This window comes from Ruegeria sp. CDSC042, assembly GCF_059610745.1.
Genome location: NZ_JBXWOF010000003.1, coordinates 1 through 25,500 on the forward strand (window position 1 = coordinate 1; position 25,500 = coordinate 25,500).

A 25,500-nucleotide genomic window follows, 5' to 3' on the forward strand; every position below is an offset into this window, starting at 1 on the left:
CCAATCTCCTGAATCGGCTTCTTCTTCGCCTCACGCGCAATTTCGATGTCAGATTTATAGCTCATTGGGTTTCGGTCCCTGATTGAATTCCGTGCAAACCCGACGCAGAACGCCGGCGCTGCTCACTCCATACCGTTGTGTACCAAATTGGTGGCTATGGATTCCGACATAATTGCGCCTTGAAACGTCGTAGCGTCACATCGGCGCCTTCCGATCGGAAATTGCGGTCCCTTATGGTGTCCAGGCTCTCTGATCGGGGACAAACAGTGTAAGCTCATCGGCTAGCTTCAGCTCTCCGGGTCTTTCGACCCAAGCCGTGACTCCCCGCCGTCCTTGCGCTGCAGGCTTGAAGGCCGCACCATATCCGGGCAAGTCAGCCTCGATCTCGCGCCCTGGCAGGATACAGGGCCGGTTTTCCATGTCGATCGTCAGCGTCAGGCCATTTTCCACCTGCAAACGAGACGAGGGCGGAATATGGGTGAAATCCGGAATGCCGCGCAAGACAATGCTGACACCCAGATGGGACGGGTCCAGCTTACCCAAGCCCATTTCCTGCGCGATGGCATCAAGTTCTTCTGCGGACAGGATCGATAACTGTCGCACATTGCGAATTTCGGTGCCCACCGGGTACAGGTTTTTGACCCGTACGCAAGAGGTACGATTCACGCCTTCGTGACGCGCGCCTTGATCACCCGAGAAACCCAAATCCAGACTGTCCACGGAATTGGCCCGGAGAGTTTTACCTGCTGGTACGTGGCCCAACCAAACAACTTCGCCCGTGAATTCGGTTTCGCGCAATACCGGCATATTTATCCCTTTTTCAGAACTGACATCTGATGCGGAATAAAGGGCAAACCTTCGCGATTGAAAAGAAAAAAGACCCGGGACAGGCCCGGGTCTTTGAAAGTTTAAGCCGTTGGTTCCGGCTCCATCCCGCCATCGGGCGGAGTTTTCTTAACCTTGGTTTTCGGAATGGCTGTCACGCTGGGGGCGCTGCCCTCATCAGGTTTGTCGCCCTCGTCATCGCTTTCGCTGGGCGGCTCGCCATTCATGACGCGTTTGATCTCGTCACCGGTCAGGGTTTCATATTCCAGCAGCCCCTGGGCCAGACGTTCCCATTGCTCGTTCTGTTCTGACAAGATCTGATGCGCACGCTCATATCCTTGCTGGATCAGGCGCTTGACCTCTTCCTCGATCAGTTCCTTGGTATGGGCCGAAACCGAGAACCCGGCAGTGTTGCCAGAATAGCCATCATGCGCTTCGGCATAGTCGATATTGCCGACCTTGTCCGACATGCCCCAGCGCATCACCATCGCCCGCGACAGTTGGCTGGCCTGCATGATATCGCCCGCCGGACCGTTCGAGACATGGTCCTCGCCATATTTGATCACCTCAGCCGCCTTACCGGCCATCGTCATGGCCAGCTTTTGCTCACACTCATCGCGGTGATAGTTCAGGCGGTCCATTTCTGGCAGTGACACCACCATGCCCAGCGCACCACCGCGCGGAATGATCGTTGCCTTATAGACCGGATCACACAATGGCAGCGTCATACCAACAACGGCATGCCCCGATTCGTGATAGGCAGTCTTTTCCTTCTGGTCCTGGGTCAGCACCATCGAGCGGCGCTCGGCACCCATCATCACCTTGTCCTTGGCATTCTCGAAATCTTCCATGGTAACAAAGCGGCGACCGACGCGGGCGGCCATCAGCGCGGCCTCATTCACGAGGTTGGCCAGATCAGCACCCGAGAAGCCCGGAGTCCCGCGCGCGATGATGCGCAGATCGACATCAGGTCCGAGGGGTGTCTTGCGTGCGTGAACGCCCAGGATCTTTTCGCGGCCTTTAATGTCGGGGTTGCCGACAGTCACGTTGCGGTCGAAACGGCCTGGACGCAGCAGCGCAGGGTCCAAAACGTCCTTACGGTTGGTGGCCGCCAGGATAATCACGCCCTCATTGGCCTCGAACCCGTCCATCTCGACGAGCAACTGGTTGAGCGTTTGTTCACGTTCGTCATTACCCCCGCCATAACCGGCACCACGATGGCGGCCAACGGCGTCAATCTCGTCAATAAAGACGATACAGGGAGCGTTTTTCTTGGCCTGTTCGAACATGTCGCGGACACGGGATGCACCGACACCGACGAACATCTCAACAAAGTCCGAACCCGAAATGGTGAAGAAGGGCACACCCGCCTCACCCGCAATGGCGCGGGCCAGCAGCGTTTTACCGGTCCCCGGAGGGCCCACCAACAAAGCGCCTTTTGGAATCTTGCCACCCAGACGACTGAATTTCTGCGGATTGCGCAAGAATTCTACGATCTCTTCCAGTTCTTCCTTGGCCTCGTCGATGCCAGCGACATCATCAAAGGTTACACGGCCATGCTTTTCGGTCAGCATCTTGGCCTTGGACTTGCCAAAGCCCATCGCGCCACCTTTGCCGCCACCCTGCATCCGGTTCATGAAGTAGACCCAGACACCGATCAGCAGCAGGAAAGGAAGAAGAGTGACCAGGAAAGACTGAATGCCCGATTGCTGTTGTTTCACAGCCTGAACCGGGATGCTTTCATCGATCAGCAGTTTGGTCACCTCGGCATCGCCGGGCTTGATCGTGACATAGCTTGCGCCGCTTTGCGTGGTATAGCGAATTTGCTCGCCATCCAATGTCACGTTTTTGACTTCGCCGCCTTCAACAGCGGTCACGAAATCAGAATAGGTTCTTTCATTGCTCTGAAGCGTTCCACCTGGTCCGCTGAACAGATTGAACAGTGCAAGGATCAGCAAAAACAGAACGACCCAAAAGGCGATGTTACGAGCGTTGCCCAAGAAAAATCTCCCAAAAGATTTCGGCAGATGGGGATCTGCCGGGTTGCTCTTTAAAATAGAGATGATTCAAGCAGGTTCAATGCGATAAAACCGAAGAGTGAAACTCGGGCTCTTCTGGCGTCAGTTCTGCAAGCCAACCATTTGAGAATCCCACCATAGGTGCAGATACCAAGACCTCTCCACTCCAGACGGACGGAGACGCCAGAAGCGCGGCGCGCGGTTTTCCAAGTGCACGCCAATCTGGCACGGCCTTCAAACCAGCCGCACCTAACGGGTGAACCTGCGCGTCGGGAATCGCTGGGCCAGACAGGATCCACCGTCCATCCCAAATCTGACCGGGTGCGCCGGGTGCGCTCTCAACGGCATTTAGCTCTCTGCAAATCCACATTTTATCGGCTTTTGGGATCAAGAGGCATCCACCAATCGTTGCCGCCTCACCCTGATCAATCGCGAGCAGCGCCCGGTCTGTTGCAGCCTGACGCGGTGGATATCCGCGGCCCGCAATCCAGCGGACACAACCTGTAAGAAGACGACGTCGAATTTCCGCAGGCAGAGTGGAAAATTGCGCGCGATCGACACAGATATCGCCGCCATCGACACTCAGGACCTGACGGGCGGAATCCTGCGTAATCTGCTCTAATGCTTCACGGGCTTGAGCAAGGTTTTCAGCAACGCGGGACAGAGAATGTGCCGAAATCCCAATTTCGGACAAGCCGGTCAACGCGTCGCGCGCCTTGATACGATCAAACCGCCGGTCGTGATTCGATGGATCCTCGATCCAATCTGCCCCAATCTTGGCAAGATAATCGCGCAGTTGTTGCCGGGTGACCCCCAACATCGGCCGCAGCAGCATGATCCCTTGATAGTTCCGCATTGCGGGCATGCCGGACAATCCCGTCACACCAGCAGCGCGCGCCAATCGCATCAGCATGGTTTCGGCTTGATCATCGGCGGTGTGTCCCAGGGCAATCGCGCCGATCTGCTTGTCACGCGCCCAGTCTGACAGCAACTGGTACCGGGCCTGCCGCGCCCTATCCTGCAGGTTACCTGTCTGGTCCCACCCCTGCCAGTGCAACGTCTCATGTGGAAGGCCCAGACCCTGGGCAAGCTGCGCCACCCAATCTGCCTCCGCCACCGCTTCGGGGCGCAGATTGTGGTTCACCGTGGCGACAAACAGCTCAACCTGTTCCTCTTGGGCGATGTGCTTCAACAAACTCAGCAAAGCAACTGAGTCACCGCCACCGGATACCGCAACGCCTAGACGGCGCGGAAGGTTTTCCGGCAATCGCGCGCGGAGTTCGGATTTCAGGAGTGTGCCTTGTGTGGTCAAGTACAACCCAGTGACGTCATTTCCTGCGTGGCGCTGGAGGCCAATGCCGAGGCCGGGAACCGGACGCTGACCTCGCTCAGTGTTATACACGCCTGTTCGGTCTGTCCCAGACGGCCCAGAGCAGCACCCAGTTCGAACAAAGCCTCAGGCGCATAGGCGCCTTCGGAATCACCCGTGAAGCTGGCCAGAAAAGCCCTTGCAGCTTCGCGGGTGTCGCCAATGCCTTCCAACGCCTGCCCGCGCTTTAGGTGTGCTTCGGGCGCAAGCGGGCTTCCGGGATATGATGTATCGAATACTGCGAACTGATCCGCGGCGGCCTGGAAGTTTCCATCGGCCAGCGCCTGAGCAGCAGCATTGAAATCCGCTTGCTCGCCTACTGCCAACTCACCCAGGTCGGAATCGGTTGGCGCTGTCGGAGCAGTAGGGGCTACGGATGTGATGTCCGTTTCTCCGCCCAGAGTTGTTGTATCACCGAGCGTACTCAGGTCGCCGCCTTCCAGTTCGACCAAGCGAAACTCAAGATCACCGATGCGGTTGGTGCCGTCGGTTACAATATTCTGTACACGCTGGTTCAACTGTTCGGTCTGGCGCGTCAGGCGCTGCAACTCGGCCTCTATGGCATCAACACGTTCAAGTATCGAACTGCCGGACAGGTTCGGGGCCGGAGAGCCAGTTGTTGAAAACTCGCGCTTGAGCCGCTGAATTTCCACATGCAGCACCGTCAGTTCCTGCCGGATATCCGCCAAGGTTTGCTGATCTTGTGCTTGTGCCAAACCGGCGGTCGCCAAAACTGCGGCCAGAACCCATCCTGCTAGTTTCATCGTCTTATCCCAAAGTTGATCCGGTCAGCACCGTCACTGCACGACGGTTTTTCGAATAGCAGTCCTCGGTGCTGCAAATCTCGATCGGACGTTCTTTGCCATAGCTGACAGTTGTCAGCCGGTTGCCCGCAACCCCGCGCGAAATCAGGAACTCGCGGGCGGCATTTGCCCGGCGCGCACCCAGTGCGAGGTTATACTCACGCGTGCCCTGCTCATCCGCATGGCCTTCGATCGTTGCCACAAAGTCGGGGTTGGCCATCAGCCAGTCGGCCTGCCCCTGCAGCACTGACTGCGCCTGCGGAGTAAGCGTCGACTGATCGACCGAAAACAGAACCCGGTCACCAACAGTTTGCTGGAAATATGCAGGCGAGCGCGGATCACTTGGAGAGCCCGCGGCCAGCCCGCCATTTGCGCCATTGCCAAAGCCGCCGCCCAGCGCAGACGGATCGTTATTGGTGCAGGCCGCCAACGCGCCAAACACACCTAGTGCTAGGATTTTGCCCAATACGTTCATCTCAGGTGCCTCGTTGTTTTTTCTCTTTATTGCCGTCTCTGTAGCATAGTGCAGGTTCCTTGTGAACTTTTCCTGCCAGCAGCCGTGATCAATTCTGCAGTGGGCCCCATGACGGATCGCTGCCCCCATCCGGGGTGCGGATCGGGCGCAGGTTCCGTCCCGAGATATCAACCGAATACAGCGTCGCCCGGCCACTTGCGCCCTGAGTTTCTCGGGTGAACATGATCACGCGACCATTAGGGGACCATGTCGGTCCTTCGTCCAGAAACGACGAGGTCAGCAAACGCTCTTCGCTGCCATCTGTTCGCATGACACCGATATGAAATCGGCCTTTGTTCTGCTTGGTAAACGCAACCAGATCGCCACGGGGGGACCAGACCGGGGTTCCATAACGGCCCTGACCAAAGCTGATCCGCGTCGCCTCACCCCCGTTTGCGGGCATGATGTAAAGCTGTGGCGTGCCCGAACGGTCACTTTCAAACACGATCTGTGAACCGTCCGGCGAATAGCTGGGGGCGGTTTCAATCGCGGGCGTATTGGTCAGCCGTACGCTTTGCCCGGAAGCCAGGTCCATTTTCCACAGGTCCGTATTGCCGCCCTGGATAAGCGAATAGACGATCGACCGTCCATCCGGCGAAAACCGGGGCGAAAAGCTCATCGTGCCGCCCTGAGTGTTCAACTCGGTCCGCCTGACCCGTTCAATATCCAGAACATAAATGCGCGGCTGACCGGATTCGTAACTGGTATAAAGCAGTTGATCACCGGCAGGTGAAAAGCGTGGTGCCAGAACAATGGCGGCGCTGTCGGTCAGGTACTGCACATTCGCGCCGTCATAATCCATGATCGCCAGCCGTTTCAGGCGCTGGTTTTTGGGGCCGCTTTCCGAGACAAAGGCAACGCGACTGTCGAAATAGGCGCCCTCGCCCGTTACACGGCTATAGACTTGATCCGCCACTTTATGGGCCATGCGCCGCCACCCTTCAGTCGTCCCGGCAAACTGGAGACCGTTGCCCAGTTCCTGCCCCGAAAACACATCCCAGACCCTGAACCGCACCGTCAGGCGATTGCCCGACACATTCACAGCACCTGTCACCAAAGCCTCGGCATTGATGGCTTTCCAATCCGCGAACCGAACGGGATCTTCAAAGCTGGCCACTTGGCTGATGAAAGCATCAGACAGAATTTCGCGGAACAGCCCTGTTCCGGTTAGATCGGCGGCCACAACCCGCGAGATATCCTGGGCATATTGCGCAGCTGCTGTGCTGTCCGGCACAAAATTCGGAACCGAAAAGGGCAAGGGTTCGATAATCCCCTGATCCAATTCCAAGCGAAGCGGTCCACTTTGGGCGTGAACAGGTGCCGACACCAGTGTCAGGCCAAGCAACAGGCTGGTCAGAAGTCTCATCATTTGATCCGCATCCTCTCGGGATTGAATGTAATCTCAATATCCTGCCAATGCTCGTATTTATCGGTTGGCAGGTCATATCCTTTGGCTCCACAGCGCAAAATGGCACGTCGAGCGGCCTCATAGGCTTGTCTGGCTGCGCCGTCAGAACCGCCTGAGCTGTCGATCAAGCGCAAGCTGCCGCCAACGACCTTGCCATCAGGGGTCAACGAAAATCCGACAACAACAACTGTCTGCAGAGCATCCGTGGACAAGGACCCGACGTTCCAGCATTGGGAAACGGCCAATCGCATCGCGTCCTTTTCGCCGCTGGTCAAGGGCGGACCAGAGGGTTCACTCCCTTGTCCCAACGCCTCGGCCAGCGCATCGTTGATGGCTGTTTCCGTCTGCGCGGGCTCTGTGGGTTCGGGCTCGGGCGTCTCCGCCACTTCGGGCTCGACCGGTGGTGTCGGGCGGTTGGGACGGATCCGCGGGCGCGGCGATGTTCGGGGAGCGTTTTCTTTGGGCTCTTCCGCTTCGGTCACAATCTCGTCAGCCTTTTCCTCGGGGGCGGTCTGATCCTGCTGTTCCTGCTGGGTCTCGGCTCCCTCGTCCAAAGATACGGCCGGGGTTTCGATTTCATCAGGCGCGGCCTCGGGCGGAGGCGGCGCAACCGGCACCGGCGCAACATTCTCGGCCGGGCTGGGCTGTGCTTCTGGCCCAGAAGGCACCGTAACGTCGACAATCTCGGGGGCGGGAGTGTCCAACACCGGTGGCTGTTCAATCACCACCGGCTCTGGCGGCGGCTCAACCGGTTCAGGCTCAGGATCCGGGTCCGGGTCGGATTCAGCAGGTTCCGCCTCTTGCAACGAAGGCTGCTCTTCCACTACCGGTTCCGACGCTGGATCCTCTTCTGTTGGGGCCTCAGGCGGCTGCAGCGCTGTTGGCGTCGGCACTTCGGGCGCATCCCGCTGAGCGGTCATTGCCGCAAATTGCTCAGCCGAAATGACCGAGACATCCTGCACAGCCATAGGTAATGGTTCGGACCGGAAGGTGCCGCCGAAAAATGCCCAACCAATCAGACTGACATGGGCAATCGCCGAGATCTTGGTGCCGGTATCCACCGTGCGGCCTCACTCTCCACCGTCGTCCAGTGTCGGGCCGCCCGTATCGGTCACCAGCCCCACATTGGAGAACCCACCCGCATTAAGCGCGCCCATTACCTGCATCACCTGCGCATAAGGGATCGCACCATCCGCGCGCAAAAACACTCGGTCGCTACTGCGTTCTGCTGCGATGGCACGCAGTTTTCCAATCAGCTCTTCGCGCAGAATATCCGTGGTTTGGATTTGCACCCTGCCATCCGCGGTCAGCGTGACGGTCAAAGGTTCCTCGTTATCGCCGGGCAGCGCACTGGCCGCTGTTTTGGGCAGATCAACAGGCACACCAACAGTCAGCAAGGGCGCGGCCACCATGAAGATGATCAGCAGCACCAGCATAACGTCCACAAAGGGTGTGACGTTGATCTCAGCCATCGGCTGCGCGCGACCGCGACGCCGGCCCCGCCGGCGTCCATTCCCGCCCGAGGATTGCTGAACCGCAGCCCCCATCTCAGCTGTCCAGCTGGCGCGACAGAATGGTGGCGAACTCATCGGCAAAGGCTTCATAGCCTCCAACGATCCGATCACTATCTGCGCTGAGTTTGTTATAGAAAATCACCGCCGGAATCGCGGCCAACAGGCCCAGGCCGGTGGCCAGCAACGCCTCGGCAATACCGGGCGCGACAACAGCCAGGTTGGTGTTCTGCTGCTCGGCAATCTCGATGAACGCATTCATGATACCCCAAACCGTTCCGAACAGACCAATGAAGGGTGCAGTTGAGCCGACCGTGGCCAGAATGGGCAAGCCCTTTTGCAGCGCCTCGGCCTCTTTCGCGATGGCCACATCCATCGACCGATCAATGCGTGCGGTGGCACCAGCTATCAGACCGCCATCAGTGCGGTGCGAGCGGCGCCATTCGATCATGCCCGAGGCAAATATCTTCTCCGAACTGCCATCGGGTTGGGTACCGATCTGCTCGAACAGTTCATCCAGGGGGTTCCCGGACCAGAAAGCCTCATCAAAAACCTGAGCTTCACGCCTTGCAGCACGGTAATTGATCAGTTTCTGGATGATGATCCCCCAGGACCAGACTGATGCGCCAATCAGCATCAGCATTACCAGTTTAACGATAAAAGTCGCGCGGGCAAAAAGCCCCCACATGGAGAAATCGATCTCCTGCGCCAGCGCCAGCGTTTCAGCTTCCATGAACCTGCTCTTTGTTTTGCCTGACAGCCTTACGGCCTTGTTTTGTCAAACGCTAACGCAGATGGGGGCGAATTGCCAACAGAACCACCCGGGCCCTGCAAATTGTTACAACAATGCGCGAATCTCTGCCGGAAGGCGTACGGGCTTGCCCTGCGCATTCATACAGACGGCGGTAACGATGGCGCGAAAAATCTCCTCTTCGCCCCGTTTGACCACTTGCGCCATGATCAGACGGACACCGGACAGAGATTTGATTTCGGTCTCGATCTCCAGATTGTCGTCAAATTTGGCCGGGGCCAGGTATTCCGCCTCGATCCGGCGCACGACCCAAACGATACCTGCGTCACGCATGGCATTCTGGTCATTGCCCAGGCGCCGCACATAGTCCGACCGGGCGCGTTCGATGTATTTCAAATAGTTAGCGTGATAGACCACGCCGCCCATATCGGTGTCTTCGTAATATACTTTAGCGGAATAGACGTGCTTCATTGCGGTTGATCCAATCTGGCAAACAATCTCAGCGCATGAGAGGCATCTTGCGCCGCGCCCGGCAGGACAGGATCGTATGCCGCCCGGATCAACCCGGCAATGTCTGGTCGCAATATCGTCGCGTCACCCGCCACTGCCAAAGGCGACTGGTTGCGAAAAGCGGTATCGGACCAGAGCAGCACCGTTTGCACCACCTGGCTGAGCGCAAGCGTTTCAGCGGGGACTTGCGACAATTCATTGTCCATCCGCAAAAACACAAAGGCCGCACGAATGGCGCCGTCTTCTTCAAAACGGAATATCCGGTACTGGTTGGCATCGGCCGCGATCAACCGATCAACCAACGGCCCCAGATCAGGGACCAAACGGTCCAGATCGGGCACTTCTGTCAGTTCTTTCCAGTCGCGGAAGAAAAAAACCATGCAGTTGGCGCCAAGCTCGGAGTCGGTTTCTGCCATCTGATGCCCTGCCAGTGTTACCACTGCCTCGAACGCGCCTTTGACCGTGGCCAAACTTTCATCTTCGACCCCAAAGACGATCGGCACGATGGGGCGGCCCCACCGCGCAAACAGGAACTCTCCGCTTTCGCGGGTGAACAGGGCTTGAATGTCGTCGGGTGTCACGCGCAATCCTCGGCAATCGGACAATGTTTGGCGAAATCCTTAAAAGCTCGCACGCGCGGCTTCAACCAAACAGATCATTTTGCCCCTTGGGTGCGGCCATGCCCAGATGCGTCCACGCCTTCTGCGCCAGCATCCGGCCACGCGGTGTGCGTTGGATCAGGCCTTGCTGCAAGAGGAAGGGTTCGATCACCTCCTCCAGCGAGTCCCGGCTTTCCGACAGAGCTGCCGACAAGGTTTCGATACCTACCGGCCCGCCCGCGTAATTCTCGGCGATCAGCTTCAGATACCGGCGGTCCGCGCCGTCCAGCCCCAGATGATCGACCCCCAGCCGCGTCAACGCCCCATCAGCCAAATCGCGGGTGATCCGTCCATCGCCTTCGACGATTGCGAAATCCACCACCCGCCGCAGCAGGCGCCCGGCGATCCGAGGTGTTCCGCGTGACCGGCGCGCGATCTCTCGGGCACCACTGTCATCAGCCGGTGCTCCAAGCTTGCGCGCGTTGCGGGTGACAATCTCGTGCAATTCATCAACGGTATAGAACTGCAGGCGTGTCGGGATGCCAAAGCGGTCGCGCAGCGGCGTGGTCAGCAGCCCCATCCGGGTTGTGGCCCCGACCAGAGTAAACGGCTGCAACTCGATCCTCACCGTGCGCGCGGCCGGGCCTTCACCAATCACCAGATCCAGCTCGAAATCCTCCATCGCCGGGTACAGGACCTCTTCGACCGCTGGATTCAATCGATGGATTTCGTCAATGAACAGCACATCGCGCGCTTCCAGATTGGTCAGGATCGCCGCCAGATCGCCCGCCTTTGCCAGAACCGGGCCAGATGTCATCCGAAAATTCACGCCCAACTCACGCGCGATGATCTGCGCCAGCGTGGTCTTGCCCAGACCGGGAGGGCCATGGAACAGCGTATGATCCATTGCCTCACCCCTTTGGCGAGCGGATTGGATAAAGATACGCAGATTGGCGCGCGCCTCGGCTTGACCGATGAATTCGTCCAGTCCCTGCGGGCGCAAGGCGCGGTCATTGTCTTCCGGCAACGGCTCGGGGCGCAGGGTGGGATCGGCATCTACCATTCAATCACCCTTTCGGAGCCAATAGTTTCAACGCAGCGCGGATCAGGTCCGCCTCACCCGCTTCGGGCAAGCTTGCCGCGGCTTCGGCCACGGCTGACGCGGCCTCGGACGGGCCGTAGCCCAGATTGGAGAGTGCCGACAATGCCCCGGCAGATGCTGCTGCATTACCTGATGCGCTTATGGTGGGCCGCTTTGGCACAGGTGTCGGTTCAGTCAGTTCCACCACATCCAGCGCGGGGCCATCCATTGCCTCGGTCACCGTGCCGCCCATGGCCATAACGCCGGGCGCCTTGTCTTTGAGGTCCAGCACGATCCGCTGCGCGGTTTTTGGGCCCACGCCCTTGGCTGCCTTGACCGCCCCCCAATCGCCCAGAGCAATCGCCCGGCTAACACCATCGGGGCCCAAGGCGCTGAGGATTGCTAGCGAAACCTTGGCCCCGACCCCTTGCACCGAGCACAGCAGGCGATGCCACTCCTTCTCGACCAGCGAAAGGAACCCGTAAAGCTGCATCAAATCCTCGCGCACCACCATGTCGGTGTAGATCGAGATCGCCTCACCCACGCCCGGCAGCGCAGCCATCGTACGGTCCGAGCAATAGACCAGATAGCCGACCCCACGCACGTCGATCAGCACGTGATCCGCCGCGCGGTAATCCAACCGGCCTGTCAGCTTGCCAATCATGCCCGCACCTGTTTCATCCGCGACTGTGGCGTTGCCCCATAAAAGGAATGACAGATCGCTATCGCCAGCGCATCCGCGGCATCCGCGCCCTTGGGCTGACAGCCCGGCAGTTGCAACTTGACCATATGAAGAACCTGTTCCTTTTCGGCATGGCCCACGCCCACAACCGTTTTCTTGACTCGATTGGGCGCATATTCCCCCACCGGCAACCCGGCCTGCGCCAGCGTCAACAGTGCCACACCTCGTGCCTGACCCAGCTTAAGCGTACCGGCTCCGTCCTTGTTCACAAAGGTCTGTTCGATGGCGGCCTGATCGGGCTGATGCTCGGCAATCACTTCGACGATCTGATTATGGAGCGATAGCAACCGCTCTCCCAGATCATCCCCGTCCGATTTACATAACCCATTGGCAACATGACTGAGACGGCTGCCATGTGATTCGATGACGCCCCATCCCAGGGTCCGTAGCCCCGGATCAATGCCCAGAATTCGCATATATAGCCTCGGCCTGCTCGGGTTTGTGTGTTCTTTTTTACCGACTAGCACGAAACAAGAACATTTTCCAAGCGAATTGACTGATGGTCAGATTGCGACACGGTCGTCCTGTCTCCGACAGAATGAGCTGATTACGACCGGAAAATGTCGGGTTTCGACCAGTTTGATGAAGGCAAAATTGCCAATAAATTAAGGCGTTTCCATGTTTTTCGAGCATTGCAAAAAACGCATAGGACACATGCAATTTCTATGCTTGTGCAGTCAGAAAACCATCCCTAAATGCCCGTCAGATCGCAAGATCAGAGTTTAACACAAACCGGAAGGAAACAGGATATGGCTGCACTGGACACAACCCGCACCACCACTGGCTCATTTGGCCTCGTCGGCCGTATCGGTACGACTTTCGCAATGGTCGTAAACGCCGTTGTCGAATGGAATGATGCCCGCGTTACACGCAACGCGCTGAGCGGTCTGTCGGACCGCGAGCTGGAAGATATCGGCCTGTGCCGTGGCGACATTGAAATCGTCGTGGAAGGCCGCCGTTAAGGCAAAGCAAACCTACCGTTGATTTTCCCCTTCTCCCTCGGGGCAAAGAAGAACGCCGCGTATCCCCGGATACGCGGCGTTTCTAATCAAAGCGGAAGAAACTTAGCGGAGAACTTTGCTGAGTTGAGACGAGAGGGCCTGTGATACCGGGTCGATCTGCATGATCCATGCCCCCGCCTTCTCCACTTCGGTCCCTTGCGCAAGGCTATCGACACGATACTGGTAGGCCGACGACCCCAAGCTGGTCAGCAAAAGCGTTTTGAATGCGAACAGCCCAGCCAAGCAGATCAGCAGAGCCTTTGCAGGCACCGCGGACTGAACCCGCTGTGGTTTCATAACAACCAGGCCATCTTTGCGCATAGTCGCACGATAACCACGGGTCATCTTCGAATGCTTCTTGTTCAGCCGATGAACGCGCTGATCAAATTCAATTTGTTTTCCAGTCATGGCAGCCTCCAAATCAACCGCCCCCCAATTCCACGTCATTGACGGTAAAAACAGATTGCGACAAAAAAGAGGCGAAACTCCACAAAACTCCTGCAAATGGCCCGATTTTAGCCCTGTTTGGTTAAGACTAGCGACGTCCATTCACCAATTTGGTCATTTCTAGAGGCATTGAAACCATTTTGGAGATAAACGGAAACAACGTCCTCGGCTTGCTCGTTAAGGATTCCCGATAGAATCGCCTTACCCCCAACCCGCAGATTCGCTGAAATTTCGGGCGCCAGGGCCACCAATGGGCCCTTGAGGATGTTGGCGAATATCAGGTCATAGGGCGCAAGAGATTTCAGCTCCGGATGATCGAACCCCGCAGCCTCGACACATTGAACCTTCCCTGACATGCCGTTTGCCTTCAGGTTGGCTTCAGCAACTTCGACAGCAACCTGATCAATATCGCTGGCAATGATGTCCCCCTCCCAAACACGAGCGGCGGCCATCGCAAGAACGGCGGTGCCGCAACCGATATCTGCAACTTTTGTCGCGGTAAAACCCTGATCGAGCAGAAAATCCAGAGCCTTGAGACACCCAAGGGTGGTGCCGTGATGCCCGGTACCGAAAGCCATTGCGGCCTCAATCAACAAAGGGATACGGCCTTCGGGCAGCTTGTCGGCATCGTGACAGCCATAGACGAAAAAGCGGCCAGCCTCGACAGGCGCCAATTCACGGCGAACATGGGCGACCCAGTCGGTTTCGGGCAGTTCCGAGATTACAAAGGGTTTGGATCCGAACGCAGCCGCCAGAACCGCCAGTGCCGTTTCATCCGGCGCTTCGGTGAAGTAACCGCCAATCTCCCACAGGCCCGAGCCATCTTCGACTTCGAATACGCCCACGCCCGTGGGTTCGGGATCAAGACGCTCCATGGCTTCGCCCAGACCATCGGCTGATTTTTTGCCGGTCAGGGTGGTAAGCGCGGTGAATGTGGGCATGGGAGCCTCCTGTGTCAGCTGACACAGCGCCTAGGGTGCGGGCCCGCGAAGGTCAAGCATTGGCAGCTATTCCGCCGGAGCGGGCGCGTATTTCGACAGTATCGTCTCATTCCCAAGCTCTGGGTGGCGCGGGATCAGCAGCGACAGCGATAACGAAATCAACGCCATCGCCGCAGCCACCGCAAAGACCGCTCCGGGCGAGTACACCCAGAGCAGGCCCAGAAGCGCTGGTAGGAATACCGCGGCGATATGGTTGATCGTAAAGGCAACCGCTGCGGTTGGCGCAATATCTGCCGGATCGGCGATTTTCTGGAAATAGGTTTTAAGCGCCAGAGCCAGCGCGAAAAGCACATGGTCAATCACATAGAGAGTAGCCGCCAGAACAACGCCCCAACCGAACCAATAAATGCCGCCATAGGCTGCAAATACAACTGCCAGGCCTGCATATTCGAAAATCAAAGTGCGACGTTCACCGAATACGGACACAGCTTTGCCTAGCATCGGCGCAACCGAAATGTTGATAACCAGGTTGATCAAGAAAAGACCGGTGAGTTCGTGGACCTCAAACCCGAATTTCTCGACCATCATGAATCCGGCGAAAACGACAAAGATCTGACGACGCGCGCCCGCCATGAACTGAAGCGCATAGTACAGCCAGTATCGGCGGCGCAGCACAATTTTTTTGGTTTGCGGAGTCGGCGCGTCGAACTGCGGATAGGCGACCAGACAGAACAACGCCAGCAAAGCCGTCAGCCCGCCCGCAGCCATGAATACAGTGTTATAGGACAGATCGAACCGATCCCACGTCAGGACAATCAGCCCATAGATAACCAATGTCGAAGCTGATCCCATGGCGACCATCCAGCCCAGAAATTGCGGCGCTCGGTCCTTGGGCAACCACTGCAGCTGAAGGGATTGGTTCACGGTTTCATAATAGTGGAACCCGATCGAGCTCAGCAGTGTGACGAACAACAAGCCACCAAGGCTTGGGAACCACGCTGTCACCGCAGTCGCAACACCCAGCATGATCAGCGAGATCATCGCCAGCACCTGCTCCCGAACAAACAAGATCACGGCAATTACGCCTACAGCCAGAAAGCCTGGGATCTCGCGCACGGTATGCAGCAGGCCGATGTCGGCACCGTCGAAATTCGCCACTTCAATAACGAAATTGTTCAACAACGCGCTCCATGCGTTGAAAGCAATGGGCATGGTCAGTGCCATCACGAATAAAAGCGTGATGGGACGGCGCCAGAACGGAAGGCTTTGCGCCTCGGAAAGTGGCATGGGTTTCAGCATGAGAGTCCCTCTACGCCCATTTTCAGGTTTTGGCGAGTGGGAAGAAGGGCACGCACATTAGCTCTGCATGAATGCAGAGGTCAGTAGAAATTTTGCGGGTCAATATCAACGGTCAGCCTGATGTCACCCTTCAGCCGCAGCGGTGCTATCCAACGGGCGATGGCATCTTGAATTGGCGCTCCTTTGGGGGCTTTGACCAGCAGCCGCACCCTGTGTCGCCCGCGGATACGCGCAATGGGCGCAGGCGCTGGACCAAAGACCTGGGCACCGATCTGCCGCAACGGGGCGTCGTTGCGGGCCATGGCGTTGCCGATGTCAAAAACGGGACCGACCTCGGGGCCAGACAGAACGATACCGGCCATGCGTCCATAGGGGGGAACACCGGCGGCCAGCCGCCCGGCGGCCTCGGCTTTCCAGAATCCTTCTTCATCGCCCGAAAGGATGGCGCGAATGACGGGATGTTCCGGTTGAAAGGTCTGCAACAGCGCCTGTCCGGGCTTATCCGCGCGCCCGGCGCGGCCAGCCACCTGCCGCATCAGCTGGAATGTGCGTTCGGCGGCGCGCAGGTCCGCCCCATGCAGACTGAGATCGGCGTCAATGACACCCACCAATGTCAGTTTCGGAAAATTGTGCCCCTTGGCCACCAGCTGCGTACCAATGACGATATCGGCGTCACCGGCAGCAATCTCTTCGATCTTTGCTTTCAATGCGCGCGCCGATCCAAACAGATCGGATGACAGCATGGCAATATTTGCCTCGGGAAATGTTGCCTCAGCCTCTTCAGCCAGCCGTTCGATCCCCGGCCCGACCGGGGCCAGCTTGCCCTCGACCTGACAGGAGGGGCAGACCTCGGGCATGGGTTTGGTCTCACCGCATTGGTGGCACATCAGACGCTTGAGAAACCGGTGTTCAACCATGCGCGCATCGCAGTGATCACAGGCAATCTGCTCGCCACAAGCCCGGCACAGGGTGACCGGCGCATATCCCCGGCGGTTAATAAACAGAAGGGATTGTTCACCCCGCTCGATCCGCTGATGGACGGCCTGCCGCAGCGATGGAGAAATCCACGTCCCCGGCTGCATCTTCTCGGCCCGCATGTCGATGGGCTTCATCTCGGGCAACACCGCATCGCCAAAGCGCGAAGTCAAATCGAGCCGCTCATACTTGCCTGCTTCGGCATTGGCCCAGCTTTCCAGTGACGGCGTCGCACTTGCCAGAATAACGCGCGCGCCGCAAATGGCGGACCGCAGCACAGCCATGTCACGGGCGCTGTAATGCACACCATCTTCCTGTTTGTACGAAGTGTCATGTTCTTCATCGACCACGACCAACCCAAGATTGCGAAACGGCAGAAACAGGGCCGAGCGCGCGCCGACAACAAGCTGTGCATCGCCCTGCCCCACCATGCGCCAGACTCGTCGGCGTTCGGTCATCGTCGCGCCCGAATGCCACTCTGCCGGGCGCGCGCCGAAACGTGCCTCAACGCGCGTCAGGAATTCGGCGGTCAGGGCAATCTCGGGCAGCAGAACCAGCGCCTGCCGCCCCTGGCGCAACGCTTCGGCGACGGCCTCAAGATAAACCTCGGTCTTGCCCGACCCGGTGACGCCTTTCAGCAAGGTCGTGCCATAATCACCCGTTCGCAGACCAGATTGCAGGGTTTCCACTGCTGAGGCCTGATCATCGGTCAACGCCTTGCCCGGCAGATCCGGATCCAGATGTGGATAGGGCAGATCGCGCGGGCTGTCTTCTTCGCGAACCGCACCGAGTTTGACCAACCCCTTCACGACTGAAGAGGTCACACCCGCCTGTTCGGCCAGTTCCTTCAGCGTAAAGGCCAACCCGCCGTAGTCGCGCAGCACCTCCAACACACGGGTCCGCGCGTCGGTCACCCTGTCAGGGTCCCTGTCGCCAAGCCGATAGACCTTGCGCATCGAAGGCGGATCGCCCAATCCGGGTGCGCGCGTAGCCAATCGCAACATCGCAGGCATCGGAGTCAGCGTGTAATCGGCGACGCGCCCCAGAAACAGGCGCATCTCTTCGCGCATCGGCGCGACTTCAAGCACCCGGATCACCGAGCGGGCCTTGGCAAGGTCAAAGCCACCCTGCCCCGGCCCCCAGACCACGCCCAAGACTTTGCGCGGGCCCAGCGGCACCTCGACAAAAGCGCCCAGAAAGCACCCGCCCTCGGGCGCCTTATAGTCCAGCGTCCGGTCCAGCGGCTGGGCGGTCAGCACCGCCACCAGCTCACCTTGGTCGAAAAACTCCTGAGTGCTCAATGCATATCCTTGGCAAGGGGTTCCAGCATGGGTCTCTTTGAGGTAAAGCCATCCGCGACCAAGGCCAACCCATCAAAGGACTGCCCGCATGAAATTCTTCGTAGACACAGCCGAGATCGACGCAATCGCCGAACTGAACGATCTGGGCATGGTGGACGGTGTCACCACCAACCCTTCGCTGATCCTCAAGTCAGGCCGCGATATTCTGGAAGTGACCAAGGAAATCTGCGATCTGGTCGACGGACCGGTCTCGGCCGAGGTCGTGGCAACCGAAGCCGACGACATGATCGCCGAAGGTCGCAAGCTGGCCAAGATCGCCCCGAATATCGCTGTCAAAGTGCCGCTGACATGGGCGGGCCTGAAAACCTGCAAAACGCTTAGTGACGAAGGCCAGATGGTCAATGTGACCCTCTGCTTCTCGACCAATCAGGCGATTCTGGCCGCCAAAGCCGGCGCAACTTTCATCTCGCCCTTCATCGGACGTCTGGATGACATCAACCTAGATGGCATGGACCTGATCGCTGATATCCGTCAGGTCTATGACAATTACGGATATGAGACCGAAATCCTCGCCGCCTCGATCCGCACCGTGAACCACGTGACCGACAGCGCCCGCATCGGTGCCGACGTGATCACCGCACCACCCGCCGTGATCAAAAAGCTGGCCGATCATCCGCTGACCGATAAAGGCCTTGAAACTTTCCTGTCCGATTGGGCCAAAACGGGTCAGAAAATCCTCTGATTCTGCGCGAACCCGCGCGGCGCCCCTGGCGCCGCGCTCGGCCCAGCTGCATTGAATCTGATCTCGGATCAGATCCCTGCAGACGGGAGTTTTCCCGACCACATTCCCCGCGAAATTCAAATTGACGCTCATTTTTCCCGAGGCAGATCCGGCAAGCCGTGCTATAAGGCCAAAAAATAAAAAAGACCGGACAGGACATGAGCAGCAACACCATACTCAAGGACACCTTGCGCGAGGCGATTCTGGCCGAACCAGATGCCATTCTGGATGACAAGGACTTGATGCAGGCCCTCGTCACCGCAAATGAGCAGGCGCGCGGGAATAACGTCATCGACCTGCGCGGCATAGCCATGCAACGGCTCGAGGCCCGGCTGGACCGGCTGGAGGATACGCACCGCTCGGTCATTGCGGCAGCCTATGAAAATCTGGCCGGCACAAATCAGGTTCATCGGGCCATTCTTCGGCTACTTGAACCGGTCGGATTTGAGGAATTCCTGCATATACTTGGTGCAGATGTGGCTGACATACTGCGTGTCGACCGCATTACGCTGGTTCTTGAAACGACGGCAGTCCAGAAAGACCCGGCAATCTCAAGACTGGCAGGCGTGCTGGCCATCGTCGAACCCGGTTTCGTCGACAACTATCTGACCTTTGACCACAGCGGCCCAGCACGCGAGGTCGTCTTGCGTGAAATCATCCACCCCGCACACAGGATATTCGGCAGTGATGCGGATCACCTGCGCTCCGAAGCTTGTCTGAGGCTGGATTTGGGCGAAGGCCGCCTGCCTGGCATGATCATCATGAGCGCAAAAGACCCCAGGCACTTTACGCCAAAGCTGGGCACGGATCTTCTGACTTTCTTTGCTGGTGTCTTCGAACGGTCGATGCGCCATTGGCTGTCGTGAGCCTTATTTCTCCGGCTTGTCGTGACGCACTGCAAAACTGGCTTGATGGCCTGGGGGCCTTGTCAGGCCGGTCCGAAAACACGCTGACCGCCTATCGGGGGGATGTGTCCGAATTTCTGTCCTTCATGACACTGCACCATAGCGAAAGTCAGGGGATGGCGGCGATTGCACGGATTACAATCTCGGACATGCGGGCATGGATGGCCGATCAGCGCGCATCCGGCGTTGGCTCGCGCTCACTTGCGCGCAAACTTTCCGCTGTGAAAACCTTCTACCGTTGGCTTTCCGAGCGTGAAGGGTTTGAGCCGACCGCAGTTCTGTCGACGCGCGCCCCCAAATTTACCCAAAAACTCCCTCGACCCATGGCCGAGGATGCCGCACGTGCGATGATTGAAACGGTCGAGATGCAATCCGCCAGCGACTGGGTTTCTGCCCGCGACGTTGCGGTCGTTACTCTTTTATATGGCTGCGGTTTGCGTATTTCCGAGGCTCTCTCACTGACCGGAGCGGATACCCCTTTGCCCAACTCGCTGCGGATCACCGGCAAGGGCAACAAAGAAAGGGTCGTTCCGGTCCTGCCGGTCGCGCAAACAGCTGTAGATCAATATGTAAAGCTGTGCCCTCACCCCCAATCCAGGGAGAAGGCACTGTTTCGCGGGGTTCGCGGAGGCCCCCTGAACCCCCGAGCCATTCAAGGTGTGATGGCCAGAGCGCGCCAGCAGCTTGGGCTGCCCTCCACTGTAACACCCCATGCCATGCGCCACAGTTTCGCGACCCACCTGCTGTCTGCGGGCGGTGATCTACGCACCATTCAGGAATTGCTGGGCCACGCGTCGCTGTCCACCACCCAAGCATATACTGCGGTCGACACGGCGCGCCTGATGGAAGTTTACAACCGCACCCACCCAAAAGCCTAAGCAAACGCTATCCACATTGACCGGGCTTTTGGTTTGCATCTGGCCCGCGCATCATTCAAGAGACACCATGACACACAGATTTAAAGCTCTTTCCGTACATCTATTCACCGCGACCGGCGCCGTATTTGCAATGCTCGCCATGCTGGCCGCCGTCGAAGAGAAGTGGAGCCTGATGTATCTGTGGTTGGTCGTCTCGTTCATTGTGGACGGTATCGACGGCCCCTTGGCGCGGCACTATCACGTCAAAAAGAACGCCCCGGAATTTGACGGCGTGCTTCTGGATCTGATCATTGATTACCTGACCTATGTGTTCATCCCGGCCTTTGCCCTGTTCAAATCGGGCTTGATGGACGGCTGGACCGGCTGGTTCGCCATCATTGTCATCACCTTTGCCAGCGCTATGTATTTTGCCGACACTAGGATGAAGACGAAGGACAATTCCTTTTCCGGCTTTCCGGGCTGCTGGAACATGTTCGTCATTGTGATCTTCGCGCTCGAGCCCAATTTCTGGGTTATCCTGCTGCTGGTGACGCTGCTTTCGCTGGCGATGTTCCTGCCATTGAAGTTCATCCACCCGGTGCGCACAGAACGCTGGCGCAATGTGTCATTGCCGATGGCATTTGCCTGGACCTTCTTCGCCGGATGGGCTGCCTGGGTCGATTTCCACCCCGAAAGCTGGGCCCATTGGGGTCTGGTGATCACCAGCTTGTATCTGGTGTTCGCAGGAATTGCCCAGCAGGTGATCCCGCCGCGCAGAGCTTAAGGTCACAGGACCTCCTGCACCTCGAACTCGGTTCCGTTATGGGCGAACACATCACCCTGTTGCAGGCCTGCCATCGCCAGGTAAATCGGGCTTTGGGTTGAGATGCCCATATAGGTTTTGCCGTCCACTTCGAACCGCGTGGTCGAGACGCAGACCACAAAGCGCCGGTTGTTGAACTTGACCACCGCACCCGGTTGCACCCTGTCGGTCAGATCAAAATCCGTATTCTCGATCACATCGATCTTGGCATGATGAGCATGAACCGGCGCATCGAAGGCTGCTGCCAGATCGGCATTCTCGCGCGAGGCTGCGATGTCATCCTTGTCATGCCCTTCCCGGTCATCAAGCTGCGAATCTTTCAGGAAAGCGTCGTAATGCGCCTGTGCGGTCGCAAGCTCTTGCTCCTCAAGCGACATAAGGCGGTCGATGATGGCCTTTTTACGAGCTGCCAGGTCTGGTTGATCGGTCATACCATGCGATCCTTTGAAATCTCTATTTGAAACAAATTGGGCATCAACCAGCGGGATTGCAACAGAATTCCGCTTTCTAGATCAGCAGACCGGCGGCGCGTTCATGGCGCAACAGCGCGACTTTGGTTTCAATCCCGCCATCACCTGAAAACCCGCCCAGCCCGTTTGCGGCCAGCACCCGGTGGCAGGGGATAATCACCGGAATGGGATTGGCGCCACAGGCCTGCCCCACCGGTTGCGGGGGCTGACCGAGTTCCTTCGCGAGATCACCATAAGTTCTGGTTTCGCCCAGCGGAATGGCAAACATCAGGTCGCAAACCTGACGCAGGAATTCCGACCCCTCGATACGGTAAGGCAGATCGAACCTGTCCAACCGCCCCTGATCATAGGCGCGCAGCTGCGCGGCGGCCTCCTGCAACAGGGGCGTGACTTCGCCCTGATTGCCGCCATTCCAGATCAGACGCGTCACCGCGCCATCTGTTCCTTCAACACCCAAAGTCCCGAAACGGGTCTCAACCGCAATCATTCCCATGCGAACAGGCTGACAGAAACCGCGCGCATCACAACCCGAATTCTGCGGATCCGGATCTTCATCTGGCCAAAAATACCTCGGAGCGCGAGGCAGAGCCTCGCAAAAGACTCCGCCTCAGCCGCAGAACACTGATTAGCTCAGCGCGTCGTTACAACGCCCGCACACGCCGTCATGCGCATGGCGCCCAACATCAGGCAGGGTTTTCCAGCAGCGCTGACATTTCTCGCCCTCAGCCTTTTCGAACACCACGGCCACGCCCTCGATTTCCGGCAGGCGGAACGCCTCGGCCGGGGCCGGATCTCCGGTGACGGTCAAACCGGACGTGATGCACATGTCATCGACGTCAAACGTTGCCAGAAGATTGCGGGTTTCACCATCTTCGACATGCACGATCGGTGCGGCCTCAAGGCTGGAACCGATGACCTTATCCTGTCTCTGAACTTCGAGCGCGGCAGTCACAGCGCGGCGGACCCGGCGGATCTTGGCCATGCCAGCCTCAAGCTCGGTATTGCGCCAGTCGGCAGGCGTCTCAGGGAAGTCCACCAGATGGACCGAGCTGTCGTCATCCGGGAAACGCTCCAGCCAGACCTCTTCCATAGTGAAGACCAGAACTGGGGCCAGCCATGTGGTCAGACGGTGGAACAGTATATCCAGCACGGTGCGCGCGGCACGACGGCGCAGATTGTCGCCGTCGCAATACAGCGCATCCTTGCGGACGTCGAAATAGAAGGACGACAGATCAACGGTTGCAAAGGTGAACACCGCACTGAATACGCCCTGGAAGTCGAAAGACGCATATCCTTTTCGCACCTGTTCATCCAAATCGGCCAGACGGCTGAGCACCCAGCGTTCCAGGCGCGGCATATCCGCAGGGTCCACCCGGTCGGCCTCAGAAAAATCAGCCAGCGAGCCCAGCATGAACCGCATGGTGTTGCGCAACCGACGATAGCTGTCGGCGGTGCCCTTCAGGATTTCAGGTCCGATCCGCTGGTCAGCGGTGTAATCGGTCTGAGCCACCCACAGGCGCAGGATATCGGCACCGTATTGCTTGATGACCTCTTCGGGCACGATGGTGTTTCCCAGCGATTTGGACATCTTGTTGCCCTTGGCATCGAGCGTAAAGCCATGGGTCACCACGTTGCGATAGGGCGCGCGGCCCTTGGTGCCGCAGGCCTGCAGCATGGACGAATGGAACCACCCACGATGCTGGTCGGTGCCTTCCATATATACATCGGCGATGCCGTCCTCGGTGCCGTCCTCACGGTCGCGCAGCACAAAGGCATGGGTCGAGCCCGAATCGAACCAAACATCCAGAACGTCGAACACCTGATCCCAGTCATCCGGATTATAGTCATTGCCCAGGAAGCGCTCTTTCGCGCCGTCAAGATACCAGCAATCGGCCCCGTCCTGTTCAAACGCTTCTTTGACGCGCGCATTCACGCCAGGGTCGCGCAGCAGAAAATCGGGATCGGTCGGCAAAGCGCCCTTCTTGGTAAAGCAGGTCAACGGTACGCCCCAGGCGCGCTGGCGCGACAGAACCCAGTCTGGCCGGGCCTCGATCATGGAATACAGGCGGTTGCGGCCGGTCTGCGGGGTCCATTTCACCAACTCGTCGATCGAACGCAGGGCGCGTTCGCGGATGCTATCGCCCATTTCGCCCATGCCGTCGTCCAGTTTGCGGTCGACCGAGGCAAACCATTGCGGCGTGTTGCGATAGATGATCGGAGCCTTCGAGCGCCAGGAATGCGGATAGCTGTGCTTGATCTTTCCGCGCGCCAGCAACCCGCCAACCTCAACCAGCTTATCGATCACGGACTTGTTGGCATCACCCTCACCGCCCTTGCGGGACAGGATGTATTTGCCGCCAAAGAACGGCAGATCAGCGCGGAACGAACCATCGTCCATCACGTTATAGGTGATGACCTGCTCCAGCATGCCAAGATCACGGTAGAGCTCAAATTCCTCCATCCCGTGCGACGGCGCGCAGTGAACAAACCCCGTTCCTTCGGTGTCGGTCACGAACTCAGCCGCGCGGAAGTCACGGATGTCGTCCCATTCGCCATTGCCGCCCTTGGCCCCGGCCAGCGGGTGGGCCAGTTGGACAGATGACAGCACATCGGCTGTGACATCACGGACGCGGGTCCACTGGTCGTCGTTCAAGCGGGCGCGGCCCAGCACGTCAGCGGCCAGATTGTCCGCCAGCAGAAACTTGTCGCCAACAGCAGCCCAGCATTCCTCTGGCGCATCAGTGACTTCGTACAGCCCGTAGGAGATGTCCTTGCCATAGACCACAGCCTTGTTCGACGGCATGGTCCAAGGTGTCGTCGTCCAGATCACAACAAACGCGTCATCCAGATCGCCCGCATTCACAACCTTGAACTTCACCCAGATGGTGAAGCTTTCCTTGTCGTGATACTCGACCTCGGCTTCGGCCAGCGCGGTTTTTTCAACCGGCGACCACATGACTGGCTTGGACCCCTGATAGAGCGTTCCGTTCATCAGGAACTTCATGAACTCATCCGCGATCACAGCCTCGGCGTGATAGTCCATGGTGATGTAGGGATCGGCCCAGTTGCCGGTGATGCCCAGACGCTTGAACTCTTCACGCTGGATGTCGATCCAGCCCTCGGCGAACTTGCGGCATTCCTGACGGAAGTCGACAACGTTCACCTCGTCCTTGTTCTTGCCCTTCTTGCGGTACTGTTCCTCGATCTTCCATTCGATCGGCAGACCGTGACAATCCCATCCTGGCACATAGCGCGCGTCGTGGCCCATCATCTGATGGCTGCGCACGATCATGTCTTTGATCGTCTTGTTCAGCGCGTGACCGATATGAAGGTGACCGTTCGCATACGGAGGGCCATCGTGCAGGGTAAAGGGCGTGCGGCCCTGTTTTTCACGCAGGCGGTCATAGACACCGATCTCTTCCCAACGTTCCAGCCATGCGGGTTCGCGTTTGGGCAGGCCTGCGCGCATGGGGAAATCGGTTTTCGGCAGGTTCAGCGTGTCTTTGTAATCAGGTGTTTGGGTCGTGTCGGCGCACATTGGGGGCGTCCTTTGGATGATCTGGTCGTAT

The 25,500-nt window shown here is 58.3% G+C and carries 26 protein-coding genes; 5 read left to right on the forward strand and 21 right to left on the reverse strand.

The window, feature by feature from the left end; genetic code table 11:
- Positions 1-231: 231 nt before the first annotated feature.
- From AC2FHX_RS07745 to ruvC, 14 genes are all read right to left on the reverse strand, one after another.
- Complete coding sequence (locus tag AC2FHX_RS07745; protein WP_496701055.1) at positions 232-807, reverse strand: MOSC domain-containing protein; 576 nt, start codon at positions 805-807, stop codon at positions 232-234.
- A 101-nt stretch (positions 808-908) separates the two neighbouring features.
- Positions 909-2,825 carry an ATP-dependent zinc metalloprotease FtsH gene (gene ftsH / locus AC2FHX_RS07750; RefSeq protein WP_142640196.1) on the reverse strand — a complete coding sequence of 639 codons (1,917 nt, stop codon included), beginning with the start codon at positions 2,823-2,825 and terminating at the stop codon, positions 909-911.
- A 76-nt stretch (positions 2,826-2,901) separates the two neighbouring features.
- Positions 2,902-4,155: a tRNA lysidine(34) synthetase TilS gene (gene tilS / locus AC2FHX_RS07755; protein WP_142640194.1), complete on the reverse strand. Its 1,254-nt coding sequence runs from the start codon at positions 4,153-4,155 to the stop codon at positions 2,902-2,904.
- Entirely contained in the window at positions 4,152-4,976 is an 825-nt protein-coding gene (gene ybgF, locus AC2FHX_RS07760) for a tol-pal system protein YbgF (RefSeq protein ID WP_142640192.1), read from the reverse strand. The genes tilS and ybgF overlap by 4 nt, the downstream gene beginning before the upstream one ends.
- 4 nt (positions 4,977-4,980) lie before the next feature.
- Positions 4,981-5,490, reverse strand: a complete 510-nt coding sequence (gene pal / locus AC2FHX_RS07765; protein ID WP_142640190.1) for a peptidoglycan-associated lipoprotein Pal — start codon at positions 5,488-5,490, stop codon at positions 4,981-4,983.
- Between the two features lie 88 nt (positions 5,491-5,578).
- Positions 5,579-6,898: a Tol-Pal system beta propeller repeat protein TolB gene (tolB, locus tag AC2FHX_RS07770; RefSeq protein WP_142640188.1), complete on the reverse strand. Its 1,320-nt coding sequence runs from the start codon at positions 6,896-6,898 to the stop codon at positions 5,579-5,581.
- Entirely contained in the window at positions 6,895-7,998 is a 1,104-nt protein-coding gene (gene tolA, locus AC2FHX_RS07775; protein ID WP_496701058.1) for a cell envelope integrity protein TolA, read from the reverse strand. Before tolA ends, tolB begins: the two co-directional genes overlap by 4 nt.
- Positions 7,999-8,007: 9 nt before the next feature.
- Entirely contained in the window at positions 8,008-8,484 is a 477-nt protein-coding gene (tolR, locus tag AC2FHX_RS07780) for a protein TolR (RefSeq protein WP_142640204.1), read from the reverse strand.
- A 1-nt stretch (position 8,485) separates the two neighbouring features.
- A complete protein-coding gene (gene tolQ / locus AC2FHX_RS07785) occupies positions 8,486-9,181 on the reverse strand; it encodes a protein TolQ (protein ID WP_142640185.1) in 696 nt (231 codons plus the stop codon).
- 105 nt (positions 9,182-9,286) lie between these two features.
- Entirely contained in the window at positions 9,287-9,670 is a 384-nt protein-coding gene (gene ybgC / locus AC2FHX_RS07790) for a tol-pal system-associated acyl-CoA thioesterase (protein ID WP_281996066.1), read from the reverse strand.
- Entirely contained in the window at positions 9,667-10,290 is a 624-nt protein-coding gene (locus AC2FHX_RS07795; protein ID WP_496696932.1) for a hypothetical protein, read from the reverse strand. The genes ybgC and AC2FHX_RS07795 overlap by 4 nt, the downstream gene beginning before the upstream one ends.
- 61 nt (positions 10,291-10,351) lie before the next feature.
- On the reverse strand, positions 10,352-11,371 hold the full coding sequence (gene ruvB, locus AC2FHX_RS07800) for a Holliday junction branch migration DNA helicase RuvB (RefSeq protein ID WP_142640179.1): 1,020 nt from the start codon (positions 11,369-11,371) through the stop codon (positions 10,352-10,354).
- A 4-nt stretch (positions 11,372-11,375) separates the two neighbouring features.
- Positions 11,376-12,053: a Holliday junction branch migration protein RuvA gene (gene ruvA / locus AC2FHX_RS07805; RefSeq protein ID WP_271952277.1), complete on the reverse strand. Its 678-nt coding sequence runs from the start codon at positions 12,051-12,053 to the stop codon at positions 11,376-11,378.
- Entirely contained in the window at positions 12,050-12,547 is a 498-nt protein-coding gene (ruvC, locus tag AC2FHX_RS07810) for a crossover junction endodeoxyribonuclease RuvC (RefSeq protein WP_142640175.1), read from the reverse strand. The genes ruvA and ruvC overlap by 4 nt, the downstream gene beginning before the upstream one ends.
- A 333-nt stretch (positions 12,548-12,880) precedes the next feature.
- Between ruvC and AC2FHX_RS07815 the strand changes: the two genes are divergently transcribed.
- Entirely contained in the window at positions 12,881-13,093 is a 213-nt protein-coding gene (locus AC2FHX_RS07815) for a DUF1127 domain-containing protein (protein ID WP_496692332.1), read from the forward strand.
- Positions 13,094-13,195: 102 nt separating this feature from the next.
- Here the strand turns inward: AC2FHX_RS07815 and AC2FHX_RS07820 are convergent, their stop codons facing one another.
- From AC2FHX_RS07820 to AC2FHX_RS07835, 4 genes are all read right to left on the reverse strand, one after another.
- On the reverse strand, positions 13,196-13,540 hold the full coding sequence (locus AC2FHX_RS07820; protein WP_142640171.1) for a hypothetical protein: 345 nt from the start codon (positions 13,538-13,540) through the stop codon (positions 13,196-13,198).
- A 107-nt stretch (positions 13,541-13,647) separates the two neighbouring features.
- Complete coding sequence (locus AC2FHX_RS07825) at positions 13,648-14,520, reverse strand: 50S ribosomal protein L11 methyltransferase (RefSeq protein WP_496692331.1); 873 nt, start codon at positions 14,518-14,520, stop codon at positions 13,648-13,650.
- Positions 14,521-14,586: 66 nt separating this feature from the next.
- Positions 14,587-15,819, reverse strand: coding sequence for an MFS transporter (locus AC2FHX_RS07830; protein ID WP_271952281.1), 1,233 nt, complete (start codon positions 15,817-15,819; stop codon positions 14,587-14,589).
- Positions 15,820-15,899: 80 nt separating this feature from the next.
- A complete protein-coding gene (locus tag AC2FHX_RS07835) occupies positions 15,900-18,095 on the reverse strand; it encodes a primosomal protein N' (protein WP_496690473.1) in 2,196 nt (731 codons plus the stop codon).
- 88 nt (positions 18,096-18,183) lie between these two features.
- Between AC2FHX_RS07835 and fsa the strand changes: the two genes are divergently transcribed.
- The 4 genes from fsa to AC2FHX_RS07855 all read left to right on the forward strand — a co-directional run bounded on the left by fsa (position 18,184) and on the right by AC2FHX_RS07855 (position 21,422).
- Positions 18,184-18,837 carry a fructose-6-phosphate aldolase gene (gene fsa / locus AC2FHX_RS07840; RefSeq protein ID WP_142640163.1) on the forward strand — a complete coding sequence of 218 codons (654 nt, stop codon included), beginning with the start codon at positions 18,184-18,186 and terminating at the stop codon, positions 18,835-18,837.
- 197 nt (positions 18,838-19,034) lie between these two features.
- Positions 19,035-19,742 carry a DUF484 family protein gene (locus AC2FHX_RS07845; RefSeq protein ID WP_496692329.1) on the forward strand — a complete coding sequence of 236 codons (708 nt, stop codon included), beginning with the start codon at positions 19,035-19,037 and terminating at the stop codon, positions 19,740-19,742.
- On the forward strand, positions 19,739-20,659 hold the full coding sequence (locus AC2FHX_RS07850) for a tyrosine recombinase XerC (protein WP_496701061.1): 921 nt from the start codon (positions 19,739-19,741) through the stop codon (positions 20,657-20,659). Before AC2FHX_RS07845 ends, AC2FHX_RS07850 begins: the two co-directional genes overlap by 4 nt.
- A gap of 67 nt (positions 20,660-20,726) precedes the next feature.
- Complete coding sequence (locus tag AC2FHX_RS07855; protein ID WP_496696920.1) at positions 20,727-21,422, forward strand: CDP-alcohol phosphatidyltransferase family protein; 696 nt, start codon at positions 20,727-20,729, stop codon at positions 21,420-21,422.
- A 2-nt stretch (positions 21,423-21,424) separates the two neighbouring features.
- Here the strand turns inward: AC2FHX_RS07855 and AC2FHX_RS07860 are convergent, their stop codons facing one another.
- The 3 genes from AC2FHX_RS07860 to ileS form a co-directional block, all read right to left on the reverse strand.
- A complete protein-coding gene (locus AC2FHX_RS07860; RefSeq protein ID WP_142640155.1) occupies positions 21,425-21,892 on the reverse strand; it encodes a GreA/GreB family elongation factor in 468 nt (155 codons plus the stop codon).
- 76 nt (positions 21,893-21,968) lie between these two features.
- A complete protein-coding gene (locus AC2FHX_RS07865) occupies positions 21,969-22,424 on the reverse strand; it encodes a methylated-DNA--[protein]-cysteine S-methyltransferase (protein ID WP_496692328.1) in 456 nt (151 codons plus the stop codon).
- 132 nt (positions 22,425-22,556) lie between these two features.
- Entirely contained in the window at positions 22,557-25,469 is a 2,913-nt protein-coding gene (gene ileS / locus AC2FHX_RS07870; RefSeq protein ID WP_496701063.1) for an isoleucine--tRNA ligase, read from the reverse strand.
- Between the last annotated feature and the right edge of the window lie 31 nt (positions 25,470-25,500).